Source organism: Caldibacillus sp. 210928-DFI.2.18, from assembly GCF_020554505.1.
GTDB classification, from domain to species: domain Bacteria; phylum Bacillota; class Bacilli; order Bacillales; family Caldibacillaceae; genus Caldifermentibacillus; species Caldifermentibacillus hisashii.
Genome location: NZ_JAJCHL010000014.1, coordinates 14,603 through 35,167, shown reverse-complemented (window position 1 = coordinate 35,167; position 20,565 = coordinate 14,603). Strand labels below are relative to the sequence as shown.

At 37.2% G+C, this 20,565-nt stretch carries 21 protein-coding genes and 1 riboswitch; of the genes, 11 read left to right on the top strand and 10 right to left on the bottom strand.

Annotated features, from left to right (window positions below; all coding sequences use genetic code 11):
- Window positions 1-136: 136 nt before the first annotated feature.
- Window positions 137-1,207, bottom strand: a complete 1,071-nt coding sequence (locus LIZ98_RS05135; protein ID WP_041845719.1) for a tetraprenyl-beta-curcumene synthase family protein — start codon at window positions 1,205-1,207, stop codon at window positions 137-139.
- A 202-nt stretch (window positions 1,208-1,409) separates the two neighbouring features.
- Between LIZ98_RS05135 and LIZ98_RS05130 the strand changes: the two genes are divergently transcribed.
- On the top strand, window positions 1,410-1,934 hold the full coding sequence (locus LIZ98_RS05130) for a gamma carbonic anhydrase (protein ID WP_041845720.1): 525 nt from the start codon (window positions 1,410-1,412) through the stop codon (window positions 1,932-1,934).
- 44 nt (window positions 1,935-1,978) lie between these two features.
- Here the strand turns inward: LIZ98_RS05130 and hmpA are convergent, their stop codons facing one another.
- Entirely contained in the window at window positions 1,979-3,181 is a 1,203-nt protein-coding gene (hmpA, locus tag LIZ98_RS05125) for an NO-inducible flavohemoprotein (RefSeq protein WP_041845721.1), read from the bottom strand.
- A 437-nt stretch (window positions 3,182-3,618) separates the two neighbouring features.
- Between hmpA and LIZ98_RS05120 the strand changes: the two genes are divergently transcribed.
- A complete protein-coding gene (locus tag LIZ98_RS05120; RefSeq protein WP_095142057.1) occupies window positions 3,619-4,065 on the top strand; it encodes an Rrf2 family transcriptional regulator in 447 nt (148 codons plus the stop codon).
- Between the two features lie 202 nt (window positions 4,066-4,267).
- Here the strand turns inward: LIZ98_RS05120 and metK are convergent, their stop codons facing one another.
- Window positions 4,268-5,464 carry a methionine adenosyltransferase gene (metK, locus tag LIZ98_RS05115; protein ID WP_034771894.1) on the bottom strand — a complete coding sequence of 399 codons (1,197 nt, stop codon included), beginning with the start codon at window positions 5,462-5,464 and terminating at the stop codon, window positions 4,268-4,270.
- A 331-nt stretch (window positions 5,465-5,795) separates the two neighbouring features.
- Window positions 5,796-5,900: riboswitch (SAM riboswitch) on the bottom strand.
- 241 nt (window positions 5,901-6,141) lie between these two features.
- Here metK and pckA point away from each other — a divergent pair.
- A complete protein-coding gene (pckA, locus tag LIZ98_RS05110; RefSeq protein WP_227139130.1) occupies window positions 6,142-7,722 on the top strand; it encodes a phosphoenolpyruvate carboxykinase (ATP) in 1,581 nt (526 codons plus the stop codon).
- A 368-nt stretch (window positions 7,723-8,090) separates the two neighbouring features.
- Here pckA and LIZ98_RS05105 read toward each other — a convergent pair whose 3' ends face one another.
- Complete coding sequence (locus LIZ98_RS05105; RefSeq protein WP_041844758.1) at window positions 8,091-8,459, bottom strand: PH domain-containing protein; 369 nt, start codon at window positions 8,457-8,459, stop codon at window positions 8,091-8,093.
- 162 nt (window positions 8,460-8,621) lie between these two features.
- On the bottom strand, window positions 8,622-8,864 hold the full coding sequence (locus LIZ98_RS05100; RefSeq protein ID WP_034771897.1) for a DUF2584 family protein: 243 nt from the start codon (window positions 8,862-8,864) through the stop codon (window positions 8,622-8,624).
- A gap of 269 nt (window positions 8,865-9,133) precedes the next feature.
- On the opposite strand from LIZ98_RS05100, the gene LIZ98_RS05095 reads away from it, so the two are divergent.
- The 3 genes from LIZ98_RS05095 to LIZ98_RS05085 all read left to right on the top strand — a co-directional run bounded on the left by LIZ98_RS05095 (window position 9,134) and on the right by LIZ98_RS05085 (window position 11,879).
- Complete coding sequence (locus LIZ98_RS05095) at window positions 9,134-10,138, top strand: ABC transporter substrate-binding protein (protein WP_152641350.1); 1,005 nt, start codon at window positions 9,134-9,136, stop codon at window positions 10,136-10,138.
- Window positions 10,139-10,315: 177 nt separating this feature from the next.
- Complete coding sequence (locus LIZ98_RS05090) at window positions 10,316-11,095, top strand: ABC transporter ATP-binding protein (RefSeq protein ID WP_034771899.1); 780 nt, start codon at window positions 10,316-10,318, stop codon at window positions 11,093-11,095.
- Window positions 11,073-11,879, top strand: coding sequence for an ABC transporter permease (locus LIZ98_RS05085; RefSeq protein WP_034771900.1), 807 nt, complete (start codon window positions 11,073-11,075; stop codon window positions 11,877-11,879). Before LIZ98_RS05090 ends, LIZ98_RS05085 begins: the two co-directional genes overlap by 23 nt.
- Before the next feature lie 83 nt (window positions 11,880-11,962).
- Here LIZ98_RS05085 and ytkD read toward each other — a convergent pair whose 3' ends face one another.
- Both ytkD and LIZ98_RS05075 read right to left on the bottom strand, forming a co-directional pair.
- A complete protein-coding gene (ytkD, locus tag LIZ98_RS05080) occupies window positions 11,963-12,436 on the bottom strand; it encodes an RNA deprotection pyrophosphohydrolase (RefSeq protein WP_041844759.1) in 474 nt (157 codons plus the stop codon).
- Window positions 12,437-12,482: 46 nt separating this feature from the next.
- The gene (locus LIZ98_RS05075; RefSeq protein WP_034771902.1) at window positions 12,483-12,809 is read right to left on the bottom strand and encodes a hypothetical protein; all 327 of its coding nucleotides are present in this window, start codon (window positions 12,807-12,809) and stop codon (window positions 12,483-12,485) included.
- Between the two features lie 196 nt (window positions 12,810-13,005).
- On the opposite strand from LIZ98_RS05075, the gene LIZ98_RS05070 reads away from it, so the two are divergent.
- Together LIZ98_RS05070 and LIZ98_RS05065 are read left to right on the top strand one after the other, a co-directional pair.
- Window positions 13,006-14,082, top strand: coding sequence for a branched-chain amino acid aminotransferase (locus LIZ98_RS05070; protein ID WP_227139119.1), 1,077 nt, complete (start codon window positions 13,006-13,008; stop codon window positions 14,080-14,082).
- Window positions 14,083-14,231: 149 nt separating this feature from the next.
- Window positions 14,232-14,483, top strand: coding sequence for a DUF6154 family protein (locus LIZ98_RS05065; RefSeq protein WP_043988499.1), 252 nt, complete (start codon window positions 14,232-14,234; stop codon window positions 14,481-14,483).
- A 61-nt stretch (window positions 14,484-14,544) separates the two neighbouring features.
- Here the strand turns inward: LIZ98_RS05065 and LIZ98_RS05060 are convergent, their stop codons facing one another.
- On the bottom strand, window positions 14,545-14,979 hold the full coding sequence (locus LIZ98_RS05060; protein WP_034771904.1) for a Dps family protein: 435 nt from the start codon (window positions 14,977-14,979) through the stop codon (window positions 14,545-14,547).
- Between the two features lie 215 nt (window positions 14,980-15,194).
- On the opposite strand from LIZ98_RS05060, the gene yidD reads away from it, so the two are divergent.
- Together yidD and LIZ98_RS05050 are read left to right on the top strand one after the other, a co-directional pair.
- Window positions 15,195-15,485, top strand: coding sequence for a membrane protein insertion efficiency factor YidD (yidD, locus tag LIZ98_RS05055; protein ID WP_210766388.1), 291 nt, complete (start codon window positions 15,195-15,197; stop codon window positions 15,483-15,485).
- 210 nt (window positions 15,486-15,695) lie between these two features.
- A complete protein-coding gene (locus LIZ98_RS05050; protein WP_227139118.1) occupies window positions 15,696-16,673 on the top strand; it encodes a metal ABC transporter solute-binding protein, Zn/Mn family in 978 nt (325 codons plus the stop codon).
- A gap of 36 nt (window positions 16,674-16,709) precedes the next feature.
- Here LIZ98_RS05050 and LIZ98_RS05045 read toward each other — a convergent pair whose 3' ends face one another.
- Entirely contained in the window at window positions 16,710-18,212 is a 1,503-nt protein-coding gene (locus LIZ98_RS05045; protein WP_227139117.1) for an o-succinylbenzoate--CoA ligase, read from the bottom strand.
- Between the two features lie 77 nt (window positions 18,213-18,289).
- Window positions 18,290-19,108 carry a 1,4-dihydroxy-2-naphthoyl-CoA synthase gene (gene menB, locus LIZ98_RS05040; protein WP_041844762.1) on the bottom strand — a complete coding sequence of 273 codons (819 nt, stop codon included), beginning with the start codon at window positions 19,106-19,108 and terminating at the stop codon, window positions 18,290-18,292.
- 501 nt (window positions 19,109-19,609) lie between these two features.
- Here menB and LIZ98_RS05035 point away from each other — a divergent pair.
- Window positions 19,610-20,545, top strand: a complete 936-nt coding sequence (locus LIZ98_RS05035) for a 1,4-dihydroxy-2-naphthoate polyprenyltransferase (protein ID WP_041902940.1) — start codon at window positions 19,610-19,612, stop codon at window positions 20,543-20,545.
- Window positions 20,546-20,565 lie beyond the last annotated feature (20 nt).

Here is a 20,565-nt window from a genome sequence, read left to right as displayed (position 1 = left end):
AGTGGAAAATTTCAAGTTTTAAGTATTAGTTCGCAAGCCGAAAAAATTTTATATTTTTTCGGTGACCAGAGACTTCGATAGCATTACCTCGCAAGCGAAAATGATTTTTCGCTGATTCCGGCTCTCCTCCTACCTATTACTGAGTTTTCCTTGCTTGATATTTTCGATAGGCTTTTGCATTTATATAAAAGAAGTAGCTTTTCGTACCACCTAATTTTAATAATTTTTGTGACAGTTCCTTTAACGATTGTTGTTCATCAACTTTCCCGTCGGATAAATATAAACCAAGTAAGCCGCGATTAATTAACTGATGAAATTTCCGATCCGGTAATTCCTTCGTATGTGTATCTGCCTCTTGTAAAAATAATCGAAACCTACGATACAGCTGTTCATGATTTTTATAATAAAAACAAAAGTTCAAATCACCGCCTTCCCGATCTTCTTCCTGGTCAATGAAATAATCGAGGAGGATGTGGAGCCCCTGAATATATGGAAAATAACCGTTGCGAATGGCTAATCCATCTTTTTCGGTAAAATCATCCCGCGTCGCATAGGCAACTAAACAAAAAATCCCTAATGTTGAACCGGAACAAGCGGAAAATTCAAACCATTCCATTTCCGGGAGATTCGTTTTTGACTCGTTAAACCATTTTTGTAACCGGGGAATCCGCTCCTCTACTTTCACATGTTTATGTACCTGTAAATCACAGTAATACTGGCATAGCTCAATTAAATATTCTTTAATCATTGGGTAATGCTTTATTTTTTTCAATACATTTTGGCAAGTTGTTACCAATTCCTGCAAATAGTTGCCATCCTCTTGATCATCCCGGTACCTGTAATAGTTCGTTCCCCCTTTTCCGACAGTCAATGCGGTTATCATGGATTCATGAAGTGCTCGAAAATCTGTCGGGTCTTGTGAATTGGAACGATCACATAAATTATCCAAATAATCACTGATTGTTTGATAAGCAATAATGAAGGATATAACTTTCGGATAGTTTTTCTCTGCCAAAAGAGCCAATATTGATCCACCTTCACAATGGAATCGTTTATTCTTAATACTTAAAAGCGCCTGTTTTCGCAATTCTTCATTCGGTATTTCATTCGCCCGCTTTTTCCAATAGTCTAGTTCCTTATGAACAGCTGGAAAAATTTTCTTATATGAATGAATCATTAACGTTATTGGGCCAGATGGAACTGCCACTTGATTCGCCTCACTTATCACTTATTACAATATAGTTTTTTTATATAAAGTATATTATATCGAAAAACAACTTGAATTTGTAATGACCTGTTTTTTCCGGCGTAGTTTTCTTTATTCTAACTTTACTCCTATGTTAAGCGTGAATAATTAATTATTATCATGTAAAATAGACTAGGTAGATTTTCATGAAGGGTGGAGTTGGATGTATAAAATATATCCCTATAAAGGGAAATACCCAAAGATTGCTGAAACGGCTTATTTGGCTGATTTTGTTACGGTAACCGGAGATGTGGAAATTGGGGAATATTCCAGCGTGTGGTTTCAAACGGTAATTCGTGGTGATGTGGCGCCGACAAAAATCGGGAATAACACAAATATTCAAGACTTATGCATGCTTCACCAAAGTCCCGGTAATCCGTTGATTTTGGAAGATAATGTGACAATTGGCCATCAAGTTACCTTGCATAGTTGCATCATTCGTAAAAATGCGCTTGTCGGTATGGGCTCCATTGTTCTTGATGGCGCGGAAATTGGCGAACATGCTTTTTTAGGTGCCGGAAGTCTTGTCCCACCCGGCAAAAAAATTCCGCCACATACAATGGCTTTCGGCAGACCGGCAAAAGTAATCCGGGATTTAACTGACGAAGATTATGAAGAAATGAATCGGATTTACAAAGAATACCGGGAGAAAGGGCAATATTATAAAAATTTAAGAGACAATTACTAAAAAGACCGGATACCTTATTTCCCGGTCTTTTCACGTACTGCAAACTATTGAATAAAATCCACCTTTGGACCAAAGAACTCATAGCGAATATGGTGTTCAGGCAAACCCATCTGATTTAATATTTGAACAACAGCTTTCATAAAGGGTACCGGTCCACATAGATAACAAATAGTATTTTTAGATACAACCTTTTGTAAAAATGAAAGATCGATATAGCCGATATGATCACAGTCGGTCTCCTCAAGATTTTTTTGTTCTAAAACTGTATAAACTTTTGCCTTGTTTAGTTTTTTCGCAAGCTCCTTAACATAATCACCGAACGCTTGCACATTTTCGTTTTTGGCAGCTTGGATAAATGTGATTTCACGTTCGCTATTATCCTTAACCAATGTCTCAAACATACTTAATAACGGCGTAATTCCGACTCCACCGCTAATGAATGCGACAGGTTCAGTTTCTTCCGTATTTAATACAAAATCTCCAGCCGGTGCACTGATTTCTAGTTGATCCCCGACATGTACATGATCATGTAAATAATTCGATACCACACCCAACGGTTCACATTCATTTTCCCGTTTTACAGAAATGCGGAAATAATCATTCCCGGGTGCACATGATAAACTATAATGGCGATTATGTTTGAATTTTTCATCGGGTATGCTTAGGCGAACTGTTATGTATTGCCCGGGTAAGTAAGTTGGAATAGATGCGCCATCCGTTGGTTTTAAATAAAAAGATGTAATTACTTCACTTTCTTTAATTTTATCAATAACTGTAAATGCTTTAAAGTCAGTCCAACCGCCTTTTTGTAAGCTGGCTTCCCGATACATTTCCCCTTCAACTTGAATAAATACATTGGCAATTTCCTCATACGCTTCTGCCCACGCTTGCAAAATTTCATCTGTTGCTGCTTCACCCAATACCTCTTTAATTGCGGCCAATAAGTTTTCACCAACAATCGGATAATGTTCCGGTCTAATGCTTAAAGCCCGATGTTTATGGGCAATTTGTTTTACTGCCGGTAAAATTATCTCTAATTCATCAATATGTTTTCCTGCAGCAATGACTGTGTTGGCTAAAGCAGTCGGTTGAGTTCCTCTTCGTTGGTTCACATGGTTAAAATAATTTAACAGTTCAGGATGATTTTGAAACATTCTTTTGTAAAATGTGCTTGTAATCGTTGTGCCATATTCCTCTAATACAGGTACGGTTGATTTTACAATTTTGACTGTTTTTTCAGATAACACTGTTTCCATCTCCTTTAACATGTAAATTAAATACATCTTTAATCTAAAATAATTCTCTCTTTAAAACAATATTTAAAATACATCTTTTAAAAAACGTTCACAATTAATAAACTGGTACTTTAATCAGTGGAAGAATTGATTGTCAGTTGAACAAATCGGATATATGTGGGTATCCCCTCTCCTACCTATTTTGCTCGTTGACTATAATTTTTTATGGCCTAACCTTGCTGTTATCAGTTGGATTTTCTCCATTCCCCACTCATGATCAGTATTGAACCAAACGGACGTATGCGAACAGTTCATCCCCTACCTTCTTTATAAACTCGAAAATATTGAGATGGGGATCTTCCTGCCCGTTAAAATAATAAATGTAGTATAATTGAGATAGCCGTAGTGATAATAATCTATCCATGCAAAATCTATGATTGGTGATGATAATGAAACTGACTTCTTATACAGATTATTCTTTACGAACATTGATCTATTTAGCTTCACTTGAAACAGATAGACTTTGCAATATTCAGGAAATTTCAGATGCCTATGGTATTTCAAAAAATCATTTAATGAAAGTGGTTCATCACTTAGGAAAGCTTGGAATTATTGAAACCGTACGGGGAAGAAACGGGGGTTTTCGTTTGGCCCTTCTACCCGGCGACATCAATATCGGTAAACTTGTCCGGCAAACAGAAGATGGTTTTTATTTAGTTGATTGTTTTAATCCCGACACCCCGAATGCTTGTGTCATTACTCCGGTTTGCGGACTTTCTCATATATTAAGAGAAGCTTTACAGGCGTATCTTCATGTTTTGGATAAGTATACACTGGCCGATATTGTAAAGTCGCCCGAGGCCTATCGGGAATTACTATTTAAAGAAATACAATGAGTAGCAAACCATAGTTATACAAATCTAAAATCAATTTCTAAAATCTCTTTATTAGGATTTAACTTCTCCCATGGACTTTATAACTCAAGAAAGGGGCTGTCCAGAAAGTCATTTTTTCGACTTTTGGATGCCCCTTTCTTGTTTAAAAAACTTGATAAATCAATATTTTAAATGATTCGCTATTAGAAGTTCGCCACAATAGTTATCTCATTGCTGCTTTTTTCAATAACTCAGCTTTATCCGTTCTTTCCCACGGCAAGTTTATATCCGTCCGACCAAAATGTCCGTATGCCGCTGTTTGTTTATAAATCGGTCTGCGTAAATCAAGCATTTTGATAATTCCGGCCGGTCTTAAGTCAAAATGTTTACGGACCAAATCAACTAAAACTGCTTCATCAACTTGCCCCGTCCCGAATGTATCAATAGAAATTGAAACCGGTTGGGCAACCCCAATCGCATAAGCAAGCTGTACTTCACATTTATCGGCAAGTCCGGCTGCAACAATATTTTTCGCCACATAACGAGCTGCATAAGAAGCGGAACGATCCACTTTCGTCGGGTCTTTTCCGGAGAACGCACCGCCACCATGATGAGCATAACCCCCATATGTATCGACAATGATTTTTCTCCCCGTTAACCCGGCATCACCTTGTGGTCCACCGACAACAAAACGGCCAGTCGGATTAATAAAAAATTTCGTTTTATCATCAATAAACTCGTTTGGAACAACCTTTTTAATAACGAATTCATGAATATCCTTTTTTATCTGATCCAAATTTACTTCCGGGTGGTGTTGTGTTGAAATAACAATTGTATCGATTCGAACCGGTTTGCCATTTTCATCATATTCTACAGTTACTTGAGTTTTCCCGTCCGGACGCAAATATGGAATAATTTCTTCTTTTCTAACTTCAGCAAGCCTCCGTGCCAGCCGATGCGCTAATGATATCGGAAGCGGCATCAACTCACTCGTTTCATTGCAGGCAAAACCAAACATCAACCCTTGGTCACCGGCACCGATTGCTTCGATTTCATCATCAGTCATCAAGCCTTCGCGCGCTTCCAAAGCTTGGTTAACGCCCATCGCAATATCCGGTGATTGTTCATCGATGGCTGTCAATACGCCACAGGTCTCTGCATCAAACCCATATTTTGCCCGCGTATAACCAATTTCCCGAACCGTATCCCGTACTATTTTTGGAATATCAACATAAGAAGTTGTAGAAATTTCTCCAAATACAAGCACTAACCCGGTTGTAATGGATGTTTCCGCAGCAACACGGGCATTCGGATCTTCGCTTAAAATCGCATCCAGAATCGCATCTGATATTTGATCGCAAATTTTATCCGGATGTCCTTCCGTTACCGACTCTGAAGTAAATAGATGTCGTGTCCCCATAATTTTCCTCCTTAAAATCGCGCTGGCATTCATTTTATATAAGCAAAAGCCAGCTTTTTATTTGAAACGGATACAAGCCAATGCCCAGGATCAACATCGGAACGTTTTTAAAACATCTGCTTTATTATATTAATAAGCATTCCCCATTCAAATTGGAGATATAATTATACAAAAATCTAAAGAAAACTCGGCGACTGCCGAGCCTTTAGGCGAAAGCAGAGCCGTAGTTGTACTTATGCGCTAGGAAAGTAGAAATTGAAAAATTTCTACTTTCCTATTAGCAAAAAAAAACACCTTCCCATGAGGAAAGGTTGCGCACGTCTTCCTTTCACTCTTATCGTTCAAGGAATCACCTTGCATCGGTTAGCACCTTACTTGCAAGAAGTAGGTTGCCGGGTTTCCTCGGGCCTGTCCCTCCACCATCTCGGGATAAGAGTATCCGTTATAGATAAATCATACATGATATGAGAAATATGTCAATTGTTTTAAACAGAGATTAAAAAAGTTTTTTAGAAAACCAATTCAATTCCGTTATCTAAATTAGAAAAATGAGCTTAAAAATGAATAAAAAATGGAGCAATTTTTTTCTTTGAATAGTATAGACTAATAAAATATATATGTTATACTATTTTCGAAGGATATGAGAAAATAACAAAGGGGAAGGTTTACTAATGAAAATGGTAAGTACGGTAAACAGTCTGTATGAATTAGTAAATGGAAATAATATTTTAGTACAATTATCCGTTCCACAGTTAATGGAAAAAATTATTAACAATAAAGAAGGCTTACTAACTGACAAAGGTGCAATCAGTGTAACAACCGGGAAGTATACGGGGAGATCACCGAAAGATAAATATATTGTTCAAGAAAACTCTGTGCTGAATAAAATCGATTGGGGCAGTGTCAACCAACCAATCTCAAAAGAAGTATTTAACAGATTGTATCATAAAGTTTTGCATTATTTAAAACACAAGAAAGAACTGTACGTGTTTAAAGGATTTGCCGGCGCAGACAAATTATATCAACTGCCAATCCAGGTGATAACCGAATATGCATGGCATAATTTATTTGCCCATCAGTTGTTTATCCGCCCAACCGAAGAAGAATTGAAAAATCACCAAAGTCAATTTACAGTTATTTTTGCACCGGATTTCAAAGCTGATCCGGTCATTGATGGCGTTAGATCGGAAACATTTATTATTATTTCTTTTGAAGAGAAGGTTGTTCTGATTGGTGGAACAGAATATGCCGGTGAAATGAAAAAATCAATTTTTACAATTATGAACTATTTGCTTCCCGAGCAAGATATTTTCTCTATGCATTGCTCTGCCAATGTCGGGGATGACGGGGATGTTGCACTGTTCTTTGGCTTATCCGGTACCGGTAAAACAACGCTATCAACAGATAAAAACCGGCGTTTAATCGGGGATGATGAACATGGCTGGTCGAATCACGGCGTGTTTAATATTGAAGGCGGATGCTATGCGAAGTGCATTCATCTATCCCGGGAAAAAGAACCGCAAATCTATGATGCGATTAAATTCGGGGCCGTTTTAGAAAATGTTGTAGTAAACGAGAATACAAGAATACCGGATTTTGATAATGGTAGTTTAACGGAGAATACACGGGCCGCTTACCCGATTGATGCGATCGATAATATTGTTCAACCAAGTGTAGCCGGTCACCCGTCAACGATTATTTTCTTAACGGCCGATGCATTCGGCGTACTTCCACCGATTTCAAAATTGACAAAAGAACAAGCCATGTATCATTTCTTGAGCGGGTATACAAGCAAACTTGCCGGGACAGAACGTGGGGTGACTGAACCGGAAGCGACCTTTTCCACCTGCTACGGTGCACCGTTCTTACCTTTACCGGCCAAGCGTTATGCGGAAATGCTCGGCAAAAAAATTGATGAGCATAAGGTGCAAGTATTTTTAGTCAATACCGGTTGGACAGGCGGCGTTTACGGTGTAGGCAACCGTATGAAGCTTGCTTACACTAGGGCAATGGTGCAAGCTGCGATTGAAGGAAAATTGAAACATGTGGAGACCGTCAAGGATGAAATTTTTGGACTTCATATCCCGGTTCATGTTCCCGGTGTTCCGGATGAGGTGCTTTTACCGAATAAAACATGGAAAGATGAATTGGCCTATAAAGGAAAAGCAAAAGAATTGGCAGGGAAGTTCCGGGAAAACTTTAAGAAATTTACCGATATTGATGCAGAAATTGAGAAACTTGGAGGACCAATTGCGTAATAACTGATAGAAAAAACAAGGACCGGATATGGTCAGCAATCCACCGTTCACGTTTACAGGGCTGTCCTAAAAGTACAACTTTCTAAATTTTATTGTTAAAAGAATAGATTCGGTTTATTTTCGTTTCAGTGGCGGACGCTTTCCGCGGGCACGGCCTCAGCCGCTTCGTCGCTCGTTACCTCGCTCCTGCAGGGTCTTCGGCTCGTGCTGTTCCCGCAGGAGTCGCCGCCACCTTCACTTCAATCAAACTATTTAAATTAAATTAATTTTTGACTTTCTATACAGCCCTGTTCTTTTAATTGCTCCCAACATGGAATATCATTTGTCATTCTTTTTGCCAAAGTCGATCTTCTCTCAAGTCTAGCCTTTTATAAAACCGCTTCGGCAATGAGCTTGTCGAGTTTACGGATATCGACTCCTTTTTTTACATTCACTTTAATATGGCCGGCTCTTGTCCATAATTCTACTTCGGCATTAACATCCAAAAAAGTGCCTGCATTTTCAGTCGACCACATATTGATTGATGAATAAGGAAGCGAGTATATTTCAACCTTTTTCCCGGTTATTCCTTGAGCATCTCTGACAATTAATCTTTTGTTTGTAAAAATGGCACTGTCGCGAAATGTTTTATAAGCAGCAACAGCAACTTCCCCTTCCACCAAGATGTCTTGAACGTCATTTGGAATCGGACATTCGGAAATCAGCGTCCATTCCAAAATTGCTTGTGTTTCAGCCATAAATAATACCCTCCTTTTATTCTTTCATTCTATTTAGGATTGCACATCGACTTCTGGAATTTTCCATTTAAAAAAAGCATACCATGAAAAGTGTGGCCCAACATATTGTATTTTGAGCGTAAGTTTTTAGAAAAACCAGCTTTTTTTGTGTTTACTTGTGCCTTAATTAATTGTTTTTAATGCTGTCAACCTGTATATGATCGTTGTTTTTCCTTCAGACCATTCCAGCTTGTTAATTACACCTGAGCCGACAATTTCATCATCTTCCATTCTTTTCACTATTAAAGATGTATCCAATGGAAAAAGATGATATCCTTCTTTGACAATTTGAAAATAGTTTTCTTTTAAACGTGTTTCTTTTCCTGTAATGACAATTACCGACTCCAATTGAACCGGCATACCCATAAAAAAACCTCCTTATTTTTGTTAGTTTTCCTTTATATAAAAAATGTGTAATCAAAGTTTGAAGACAATCCGGTACATCTCAATTATATCATTTGTCATATTAAATATACGCCTTATCTGACAAGAATCCCTGCAATGATGTGGAATGCTAATGTAAAAGTCGTAACTTTTCACATGCTCGTCCCTTTTAAAAAAAAGGCATTCACACATTTTTTTCAACTTCATACAATAATGTAACAAATTGACTCAATCATTTTGGAGGAATGAGTATGAATAAGTTGATGAAGAGAGGTTTGATCCTTCTTGTAACAGTAGTTGCTGCAATTGGATTAACGGCCTGTAAACAGGAAGATAAACATTTACAAAAAATTCGTATTGCCGAAGTTACCCGCTCCGTTTTCTATGCGCCACAATATGTAGCCATTGAAAAAGGTTTTTTTAAAGAAGAAGGGCTCGATATTGAACTAACAACTGTTCCGGGCGGTGATAAAACGATGACTGCCCTGATTTCTAACGGAGCGGATATTGCTTTAGTTGGAGCAGAAACAAGTATTTATGTAAACAGCCAAGGAACTGAAGATGCAATCATTAATTTTGCCCAACTGACACAAACAGATGGAACTTTTCTTGTTTCGCGGGAACCAATTGACAATTTTACTTGGGATATGTTAAATGGTTCAACATTCCTCGGACAACGAAAAGGCGGGATGCCACAAATGGTCGGAGAATTTGTCTTAAAAAAACATGATATTGACCCGAAAAACGATCTTGAACTCATTCAAAACATCGATTTTGCCAATATATCTTCCTCCTTTGCTTCCGGTACAGGTGACTTTGTTCAACTATTTGAACCGACGGCCAGTATTTTTGAAAAAGAAGGAAAAGGTCATATTGTTGCTTCATTTGGAAAAGAAAGCGGCCATGTTCCGTACACCGTTTTTATGACAAAAGAAAGCTATTTAAAAGAAAACAAAGAAACAGTTGAAAAATTTACTCGGGCGTTATATAAAGCACAACAATGGGTTTATGAACATTCATCAGAAGAAGTGGCAAAAGTAATTCAGCCATTTTTTGAAGATACGGAGCTGGACATCCTTACGTCCTCCATTGAGCGTTATAAAGAACAAAAATCGTTTGCGGAAAATCCGTTATTGGATAAAGAGGAGTGGAATCATTTACAAGATATTATGGAGGAAGCCGGAGAACTTCCGGAACGATTGGATCACAGTAATTATGTGAATACGGAAATAGCCGAAAAAATTACAAACGAGTAATATACATCAAACGAAAATTATCATTAGTTGCCGAAAGAACAATGAATCATGTAGATAATCTTTTATTTTTTATCCCAAAAATATTCTCGTTTAGTACTTTTATCCAATTATAAAAACCGTATTTGAATATATTGAAGTATCGGGAATTTTTTCAAAAAAAATAAGGAGGCTGAAAAAATGAGCTTTTTGGAGATTCAAGATGTAACCCACAGTTATTTTTCGAAACAATCAAAGACGACAGCTCTTATTGATGTTAGCCTCTCCATTCAAGAAGGTGAATTCATATCTTTTCTCGGACCGAGTGGATGTGGAAAAACGACATTATTATCCATCATTAGCGGATTAATTGAACCAACTATTGGTCATGTTTTACTGGAAAATGAAAAAGTAACCGGGACGAACAAAAAAACAGGCTATATGCTGCAACAAGATTACTTATTCCCATGGAAAACAATTGAGGAAAATATTTTCATCGGTTTAAAACTAACAAAGCAACTAAATGAAAAAACAAAACAAAATACTATTACCCTTCTTGAAAAAATGGGATTAAAGAATGTAAGTAAACAATTTCCCTCCCAGCTGTCGGGCGGCATGCGACAACGGGTAGCACTTGTTCGTACACTTGCGACAAATCCGAAATTATTGCTTCTTGATGAACCATTTTCAGCACTGGATTTTCAAACAAAATTAAAGTTGGAAGATCTCGTTTTTTCGACATTAAAACAATTTCAAAAGACAGCTATCCTTGTCACTCATGATATTGGAGAAGCGATCGCAATGAGTGACCGAATTTATTTATTTACTAACCGCCCCGGTACAGTCCACCGTGTCTTTCATGTACCTGATGAACTAAGAAGAGAAATCCCTTTTCATGCTAGAAGTCATGAGCAATATTCGGATATTTTCCAGGAGATTTGGAAGGAGTTGGAAGAACTTGAGCAAACAAACGATGATTGAACAGCTCCATCGAGATTACAAAAGGTCATTGACCAGAAATAAGCGTTGGGTCCACTTTTTCCAGATTATTATCTTTCTCACATTCTTTGTTTTATGGGAAATTGCCAGTCGCTTTCACTGGATCGACCCGTTGATTTTCAGCTCACCATCCAAGGTATGGGAATTATTAAAGGAAAATATTTTAGATGGTTCTATTTTCCCGCATATTTGGACCACTGTATTTGAAACGATACTGGGCTTTATAATCGGGACGGTTGCAGGTACAATCTTGGCTGCGATTCTTTGGTGGTCACCGTTTTTGTCAAAGATTTTGGATCCATACTTAGTTGTGTTAAATGCGATGCCAAAAGTGGCAATCGGCCCGATCCTGATTGTTGCCCTTGGACCGACCATGACGTCTATCGTTGTCATGGGAGCGATCATTTCCGTTATTATTACAACCATTGTCGTTTATACGTCCTTTCGGGATGTCGATCAAAATTATCTGAAGGTCCTGCAAACATTCGGTGCAACAAGATGGCAATGTTTTAAAGAAGCGATTCTTCCCTCTTCCTTTCCAACCATTGTTTCAACATTGAAGGTCAATGTGGGGCTAAGTTGGGTTGGGGTTGTTGTCGGCGAATTCCTTGTTTCTAAACAAGGACTCGGTTATTTGATTATATATGGATTTCAAGTGTTTAACTTCACCCTTGTCATGCAATCCCTATTCATCATCGTCATCTTTGCCACCATCATGTATAAGTTGGTTGAATATATAGAGAAAAAAATCGTAAAAAACGGATAACAATCGTTGTCCGTTTTTTTTTAAAGTATACAAAATGGTGAATAGCTTTTTAAAAAACTTTATCCGGACGATCTGGGCATTTCTTAAAGTACATGATTCTCTTTAATAAATGCAATACATGATTGGATGACTTCATCTTTCATAATGAAACTATATTCATCCGTTAAACTTTCAGGTGTTAATGATGCCGAACTTAGAACCGGGCCATCCGTTTCAAAATATTGGTCATATTTTTCCATGCTTTTAATTTTTGCATAGTAAACGTTTTTGACAAAATGCTCATTTGAGCCAATAACCTCATATTGACCAATATACAGTAAAGAATCGATTATTGCCCCGGTTTCCTCCTTCACTTCACGAATCGCCGCATCTTCGGGTGTTTCCCCTGGTTCCACCTTACCACCCGGAAATTCCAGTCCTCTTTTTTTATGTCTTGTAAACAACCACTGATTTTTATAACGGCAAATGATCAATACATGTTTTGGTTCCATGGCAAAAGCCTTTTTGGAAAACGATAAGTGCACGGTATTTCCATTTACATCTTGAAACGTCTTCATTTCCTGTCCCTCTTTCCAACCTTCTCCACACATCTTATCATATAAACTATAAATGGTCCGAATGATCGCTGTTTAGAACGCCCATTGATTGAATATGATTTTTTGTTTCCTTGTCTCCAAGTTCATACAACAGCGAATACATTTCCTTTATTCCATTATCATATATCTCATTCTGTCTGTCATGATGATATTCTAAAAAAGGGATATGTGAACGGACAAACGTTGCTAAGTTCGCCTGATGAAGATTGTTAAATATTTCTCTTAATTTTTTTATATCACTATCTGCCGCATGGATTACATAATGATATGTATCCAATTCACTTTTACTTATTTCACCATTTACTATATCTATATAGTATTTTTGTGTTTCCATCAATCTTTCACTCCCTGCAAATTTTTGCCTTTTCAAATATCATAACTAGTTTTACATCAAATAATTACACATTTCCTAAGTTAAAATTTTTAAAATTTATTGACTAAATAATAAATCAGCTATAAAATTATCATTACAAATAATTTTTGAAAATAACTTAGAATGATTTTATTTCATTTAGGAAGGAAGACAACAAATGAATCAAGTCTCAAAAATTGATTTTATCAAAGCAGAGAAATTAAAAGAAAAACCGGACCCGGATACGCTTCAATTTGGTAAAAACTTTACAGACTATATGTTCATGATGGATTTTGATGGAGAAAACGGTTGGGTAAATCCGATCATCAAACCGTTTGAGTCGATTACATTATCACCGGCATCTTTTGTATTCCATTATGGTCAAGCTGTTTTTGAAGGGTTAAAGGCTTATAAAACCATTGATGGGCGTTCAGTCATTTTCCGACCGGAAAAACATATCGCTCGCCTGAATGCTTCTTGTAAAAGATTATGTATTCCACCATTAGACTCTGAATTAGTATTGGAAGCCTTGACCACACTTGTAGAATTGGAAAAAGATTGGATTCCGGAAAAAGAAGGCACCTCATTATATATACGGCCTTTTGTCATTTCCACAGAACCATATCTCGGTGTTCGGCCTTCATACCATTATAAGTTTATGATCATCTTGTCGCCGGTAGGGGCTTATTATTCAGACGGACAATTAAATCCGGTAAAAATTTACGTGGAAGATGAATATGTTCGTGCGGTTAAGGGCGGTGTCGGTCATGTTAAAACCCCGGGAAATTATGCAGCAAGTATTTTGGCCCAAGAAAGAGCAAACGAGGTCGGCTATGAACAAGTACTTTGGCTCGATGGCAAGGAAAATAAATATATTGAAGAAGTTGGAAGTATGAATATCTTCTTTAAAATTAACGGAGAAATTTATACCCCGAAATTGAACGGCAGTATTTTACCCGGGGTCACGCGTGATTCCGTTATCCAAATTGTACATGATTGGGGAATCCCGCTCCATGAAGAACTAATTTCGATTGATGATCTTTATGAAACATATCAAAAAGGACAACTGGAGGAAGTATTCGGTACAGGAACGGCTGCAACCATCTCACCGGTGGGAGAACTAAAATGGGAAGAACATGTGATGACGATCAATCATTTTGAAACCGGCGAATTTGCCAAAAAATTATATGAAACAATGACCGGTTTCCATTACGGTAAAATTGAAGATAAACTCGGTTGGATTAAAGAATTATAATCAAGAAAACTCGGCGACTGCCGAGTTTTCTTTAAATGGTGTTATAAGTTTGTTTATTTTTACATATAGATATAAAATATAGGTAGTAAGGCTGACAGATTGTTTGTTCGATGATTGCTCCCAATTACAGATAAAGGAGGTTTTGGATCATGAAGTTCGTCGATGAATTATATGATTTTTACAAAAAGAAATTGACTGCTGACGACGAAGATATCGAGATTTTAGTAAGTTCGATCATGCAGGAATTATCCAAACAAGATATGTTAAACATTCTTTCCGAGCTGAATCAGCAGGAACTTTATCAAATAACCGGTACATATATAGCCTATAAATTGCGAGAAAAACTAGTCCAAGATCAACAATTAGGCTCAATTCATGACAAGGATACATATATTCATTAATAAAAACGGCTGTTATTGGTAATAACAATACATATTACCAATAACAGCCTTTGTCATTTGCTTATTTTCCTAAAAAAGCTTTAAACATCCAAATATGTTTTTGGAAGCTTTCACTGATTCCCAGTAATAAATCGGCGGTTCCTTCATCATCACCGGCCAATTCCATTGTAGCTGTTAATTCCTTGTCTATCGTTTCTAAATCGTTAACAAGCTCTTCCACCATTTCAACATCGGTTCCGACTTTACTTGCTTCTTTCACTGTAGCAAGATCGAGACATTCTTTTAATGTGGAAATTGGTTTTTCATTTAATTGTAATAACCGTTCAGCAATACTGTCGTTATGTTCGGTTACTTCATTATACAGTTCTTCAAATTTTGCATGTAAAGTAAAGAAGTTCGGGCCTTTCACAAACCAATGGAAGTGATGAATTTTCATATAAAGTACATTTAAATCCGCAACCAATTTGTTCATATTTTGTTTTAATTCTGCGTTCATAATAATTCCTCCTTATTTATGACACATTTCTTTATATACTTTTTTCAGAACATGATACAATTATGTAAGAAAAAAGCAAATAAAAAAATCATATTAGAGAATTAGGAAATTTTTACTAAGTAATCCTTAATTCTCTATAGCTTTATTTTAATACAATTACTTTGAACAAGCTATAGATATATTTTGAACATTTCCCAAAAAGGATGAAGCAAACAATGTTAAAAAACATATTTATCGGGCTCATTCGTTTCTATCAAAAATTTATTTCCCCGGCGACACCACCAAGCTGTCGATTTTATCCTACTTGCTCCCAATACGGTTTGGAAGCAATTCAGCGATTCGGCGTATTAAAAGGCGGCTATTTAACGGTTAAACGAATTTTAAAATGCCACCCTCTCCATCCCGGTGGTATCGACCCCGTTCCACTTGAATGGTCGTTTCGGTCTAAAAAAGCAGATGCGAATGAAAAGAATTCGAACCCAAATATGAAAAAAGTTGAGAAATAAAGAAAAAAGTTTCCCACCTTAACGGGCAGTAAACCCTCCCCAAGATTTTCAAGTTTACAAAAAAATAGGTGGGGGTTCAACTAACCATCAAGACCCAAGTTTCTTTTTCAAATTTTTTCTTGCATAATGGAAAAAAATAAATTATGATATTAATATGCTAAATCGTAATTATTCCGATTTATAAATCACCAATTATTTAAGGAGGAATTTATGGGTAAAGGAAAATTAGCTATTCTCACACTCACTTTTATTTTTACCGTTATTTTAAATGGTTGTGGACCAGAAAATAAAACAAACTCTGCCGACACAAAATCAGATGGAAAAATTTCCGTTTACACGACCGTATTCCCGTTGGCTGACTTTACGAAAAAAATTGGCGGTGATTATGTTGATGTTCAATCCATCTATCCGCCCGGTGTTGATGAACATTCCTATGAACCGACACAAAAAGAAATTATTGACATGGCGAATGGCGATTTATTTTTTGCAATCGGATATAACCTTGAAGGATTTGTTAAAAAAGCACAACCGATTTTAAAAGAAGAAGGAGTTAAGGTTGTTCCGGTTGGGGAACAAGTTCATCTGGCAACACATGAAAATGACAACGTGCATTCAGATCATGCAGAACATTCAGAAGATGAAGAGCATGGACTTGATCATGGCGGCGTGGACCCTCATATATGGTTAGACCCAGTTTATTCCATTGAGCTGGCCAATGCAATTAAAGAGAACTTAATAGAAAAAATGCCCGAACAAAAAGAAACGTTTGAAAAAAACTTCGAATCCTTAAAAACTCAGTTGGAACAGTTAAATAAACAATTTACAGAAGTTGCCAACCAGGCAAAAGTGAAAAAATTTATTGTTTCCCATGCAGCCTACGGATATTGGGAAGAACGCTACGGACTCGAACAACTCAATATTTCCGGCATATCTACTTCTCAAGAACCGACGCAAAAGCAATTAATGGCAATAGTCGATGAAGTAAAAGCCAATCAATTGAAATATATTCTCGTGGAACAAAATGTCCACAATAAACTTGTTGATGTGATTCAATCTGAAACAAATATTTCAACACTGCCGATTCATAATTTATCGGTTTTGACTGAAAATGATCTGAAAAACGGTGAAGATTATTTCTCATTAATGGAGAAAAATTTGGAAACATTGAAAACAGCATTAAATGAATAGTCCAATTAGCACTCAAAAAGGTCCCCGGAGAAATTATTATTCCCAGGAGACCTTTTTATTGTTTAGCCATTCTTTTAACACTCTGCGAAGGACTTTATTCGCTGCGTTTTTCGGTATTTCATTCAATTCAATCCACTGCTTTGGAACTTTATACTTTGCTAATTTTTTTACACAAAATTCCTCCAACTCGATATTTGTCACTTGACAGCCATCTTTTGCGACAAAAAATGCCACCGGAATTTGTCCCCAAAAAGAATCTTCCATTCCGACCACACTGACCTCTTTTATGGCAGGATGTCTATGAATCACGTTCTCAATTTCAGAAGGATAAATATTTTCGCCACCGGAAATAATTAAATCCGAACGTCGATCTAAAACAAACAAAAATCCTTCTTCATCCAAATAACCGATATCCCCGGTATGAAACCAACCATCTTTTGTAAAACTTGTTTGATTCGCTTCATTTCGATTAAAATATCCCTTTGTCACATTCGGGCCTTTGACAACAATTTCCCCTACTTGATTAGGCGAGGCAATTTCGCCATCTTTTTCAATGCGAATATCACTAAAAAATAATGGCTTACCGGCAGAACCAAGTTTTCTAATACTATCTTCCGGTGCCAACGTAACAATTTGTGAGGAGGTTTCCGTTAATCCATAGGTCTGAAAAACGGGAATATTTTTCTGATTACATGTTTCTAAAAGGCTCAACGGAACCGGTCCCCCACCGGTCAACATACAACGAAATGAAGGATGATAATTTCGGCTGCCAAGTTGCTGAATCATTCGTTGGAGCATAGTGCTTACCACTGACATGATTGTTGCTTTTCCGTCAACTAATGCTTGATTAATATTTTCCTCCTCAAATTTTTCAAACAATACAATCGGAATCCCGTATAAAACACTTCGAATTAAAGTGGAAAAACCGCTAATATGGAAAAGCGGTACAGCAGTCAACCAGGCATCGTTTTCCTGTAAACCTAAATTCAATGCAGAGCCAATTGCACTTGACCAATGATTCCCGTAAGTTTGCAAAACCCCTTTAGGTTTGCCTGTTGTTCCCGATGTATACATAATGGTGCAAACCTCATCAAACGGAAAATCAGCCACTTCTTCAAAAGACTTGCTTCCATAATGATGAAATTTTTCAATCCATAGTATCGGCTTAGAACAAAATGATTCTATTGCTGAACATTGGTCCGTGAAATCCGCTTCACTAATTAAATATTGTGCACGACTGTCTGTAATTTGAAAAATCAGTTCATTCGCTTGAAGCCGACCGTTTAATAAAACGGCCGGACAACCAAGCAATTGTAAAGCATGAAGAATAACGACCATATCTAGATGATTCTTTAGTAAAACCGCAACATGGTCACCTTTTTGCACTCCGGCACTATGGATTTTTTCCGCTGCTTCTTTTGCCTTTTCGTACAACGCTTGAAAAGTTATTTCTTGACCATTGAAATGGACAGCAACTCGGTTCGGAGTTAAATATGCCCGTTTCCGTAACCAGTTCGGAATTGTTTGAAAACCTGTCATTTTTCCACCTGACTTTACTTTAATGCTTGAGGATGAAAATTGAAGGGGCTCAGTTCAGCCCCTTGTCTACTTGATTTTTACGGAAATCTCGGGAATTGGTCAAAGTCCGGTTTCCGTTTTTCTTTGAAGGCATCCCGACCTTCTTTTGCCTCATCCGTTGTGTAAAATAATAATGTTGCGTCCCCTGCCAACTGTTGAATACCTGCCAACCCGTCAGAATCAGCGTTAAAGGCAGCTTTTAAGAAACGGATAGCTGTCGGACTCTTTTCCAAAATTTCTTCACACCATTTCACAGTTTCGTCTTCCAACTGTTCTAACGGTACTACCGTATTGACAAGTCCCATTTCCAGTGCTTCCTGTGCATTATATTGGCGGCATAAATACCAAATTTCCCGCGCTTTTTTATGACCGACAATTCGGGCCAAATAACCGGCACCATATCCGCCGTCAAAACTGCCGACTTTCGGACCGGTTTGTCCAAAAATGGCATTGTCTGCAGCAATCGTTAAATCACAGACAATATGTAATACATGTCCGCCACCAATGGCATACCCGGCTACCATTGCAATTACCGGCTTTGGAATTACCCGGATTAGCCGTTGCAAATCCAAAACATTCAGGCGTGGAATATTATCTTCACCGACATATCCTCCATCCCCACGGACCTTTTGATCACCGCCGGAACAGAATGCTTTATCGCCGGCACCGGTTAAAATAATCACCCCGATTTTCGAATCATCACGGGCGTAACTGAATGCGTCAATCATTTCTGTAACAGTTTTTGGTCGGAAAGCATTTCGAACTTCCGGACGATTGATCGTAATTTTGGCAATGCCATTATAGGTTTCATAAATAATATCTTCATATTCCCGTTCACGAATCCATTCTCTCGCCATTATAATCCTCCTTCTTTAACTGTATTCACGAAAATTTATTGGATATTTTAACAAAATGTCCATATTTATTTTACCAAACTTATCCCATTTTTCCACGGGATTAACCCGGGGAAGAGCAAAATTTGTTTTTCCATCTTATTTTTTCATTTTTATGAGGGATATTTCTTGAACTTTTATCCTTTTATTAAAATTGCACGTTTTTACTATACTGATCCCGCTTTTCTACGTGATTTGCTTTTAGAATCTATCTCTTAAATTTGATACTTCCATTTAATATTGTGAGTTTATGATCATTCTATTTCCCCGGAAACTTTTTTCGATTATCTGCTAAAGTCCGATGTTCTGATGTTCTTTACCGGATAATCTTATTTCCAACAATTACATACAGATTCGCTGAAAAAACTTGTCTATTTAATTGACACAATTGTACCGAATCCATAAACTGAAGATAGGGATGTTCACAAGTTTTTCAAAAATATTTCTTTTAGAGGAGAGAGTTTTATGCAACCTGGGATTCAGTCAAATCAGGCAAACTTGAATCCTAATAAAAAGGAATGGCAAGTATGGTGGCAGCTGACGAGACCGCATACATTAACCGCATCATTTGTGCCTGTCATTTTAGGAACGGTGATCGCCTATGAAATAACGCCAATCAAATTCGATCTGTTTCTTGCCATGCTAATTGCCAGTTTATTAATTCAAGCCGCTACAAATATGTTTAATGAATACTATGATTATAAAAGAGGGTTGGATAACGAAAAGTCCGTGGGAATTGGCGGTACCATTGTTCGTGAAGGAGTTCACCCAAAAGTAATTTTAAATCTTGCCATTACTTTAATTGCCCTGTCTGTTTTATTAGGGGTCTATATTTCCATGAACAGCAGTTGGTGGGTAGCACTCGTCGGGTCGGTATCCATTCTTATCGGTTATTTATATACCGGCGGACCTTTACCAATCTCATCAACACCCTTTGGCGAGTTGTTGTCAGGTTTATTTATGGGAATAAATATCATCTTGATTTCATTTTATATCCAAACGGGGACAATCACTGCAACAAGTATTCTTGTCTCTATCCCGACTACGATTTTAATTGGGGCTATTAATCTATCGAATAATATTCGTGATCTGAACGGAGACAAAGAACATGGTCGAAAAACCTTGCCGATTCTGGTCGGACGGGAAAATGCCATCAAAATACTGGCAGTTGCTTTTCTTATTTCTTATTTATGGATTCTTGCACTAATTTTATTTGCAGATTTATCTCCATGGTTACTTGTTGTCTTTCTCAGTTCACCAAAAGCTTATCAGGCAGTAAAAAAATTTATTGGAAAGACGATTCCCATTGAAATGATGCCGGCAATGAAAGCAACCGCCCAAACCAATACCTATTTCGGATTCTTACTTTCAATTGGGTTTATTATTTCATATCTTTTTTAAAACAATGGTTTATTCATATG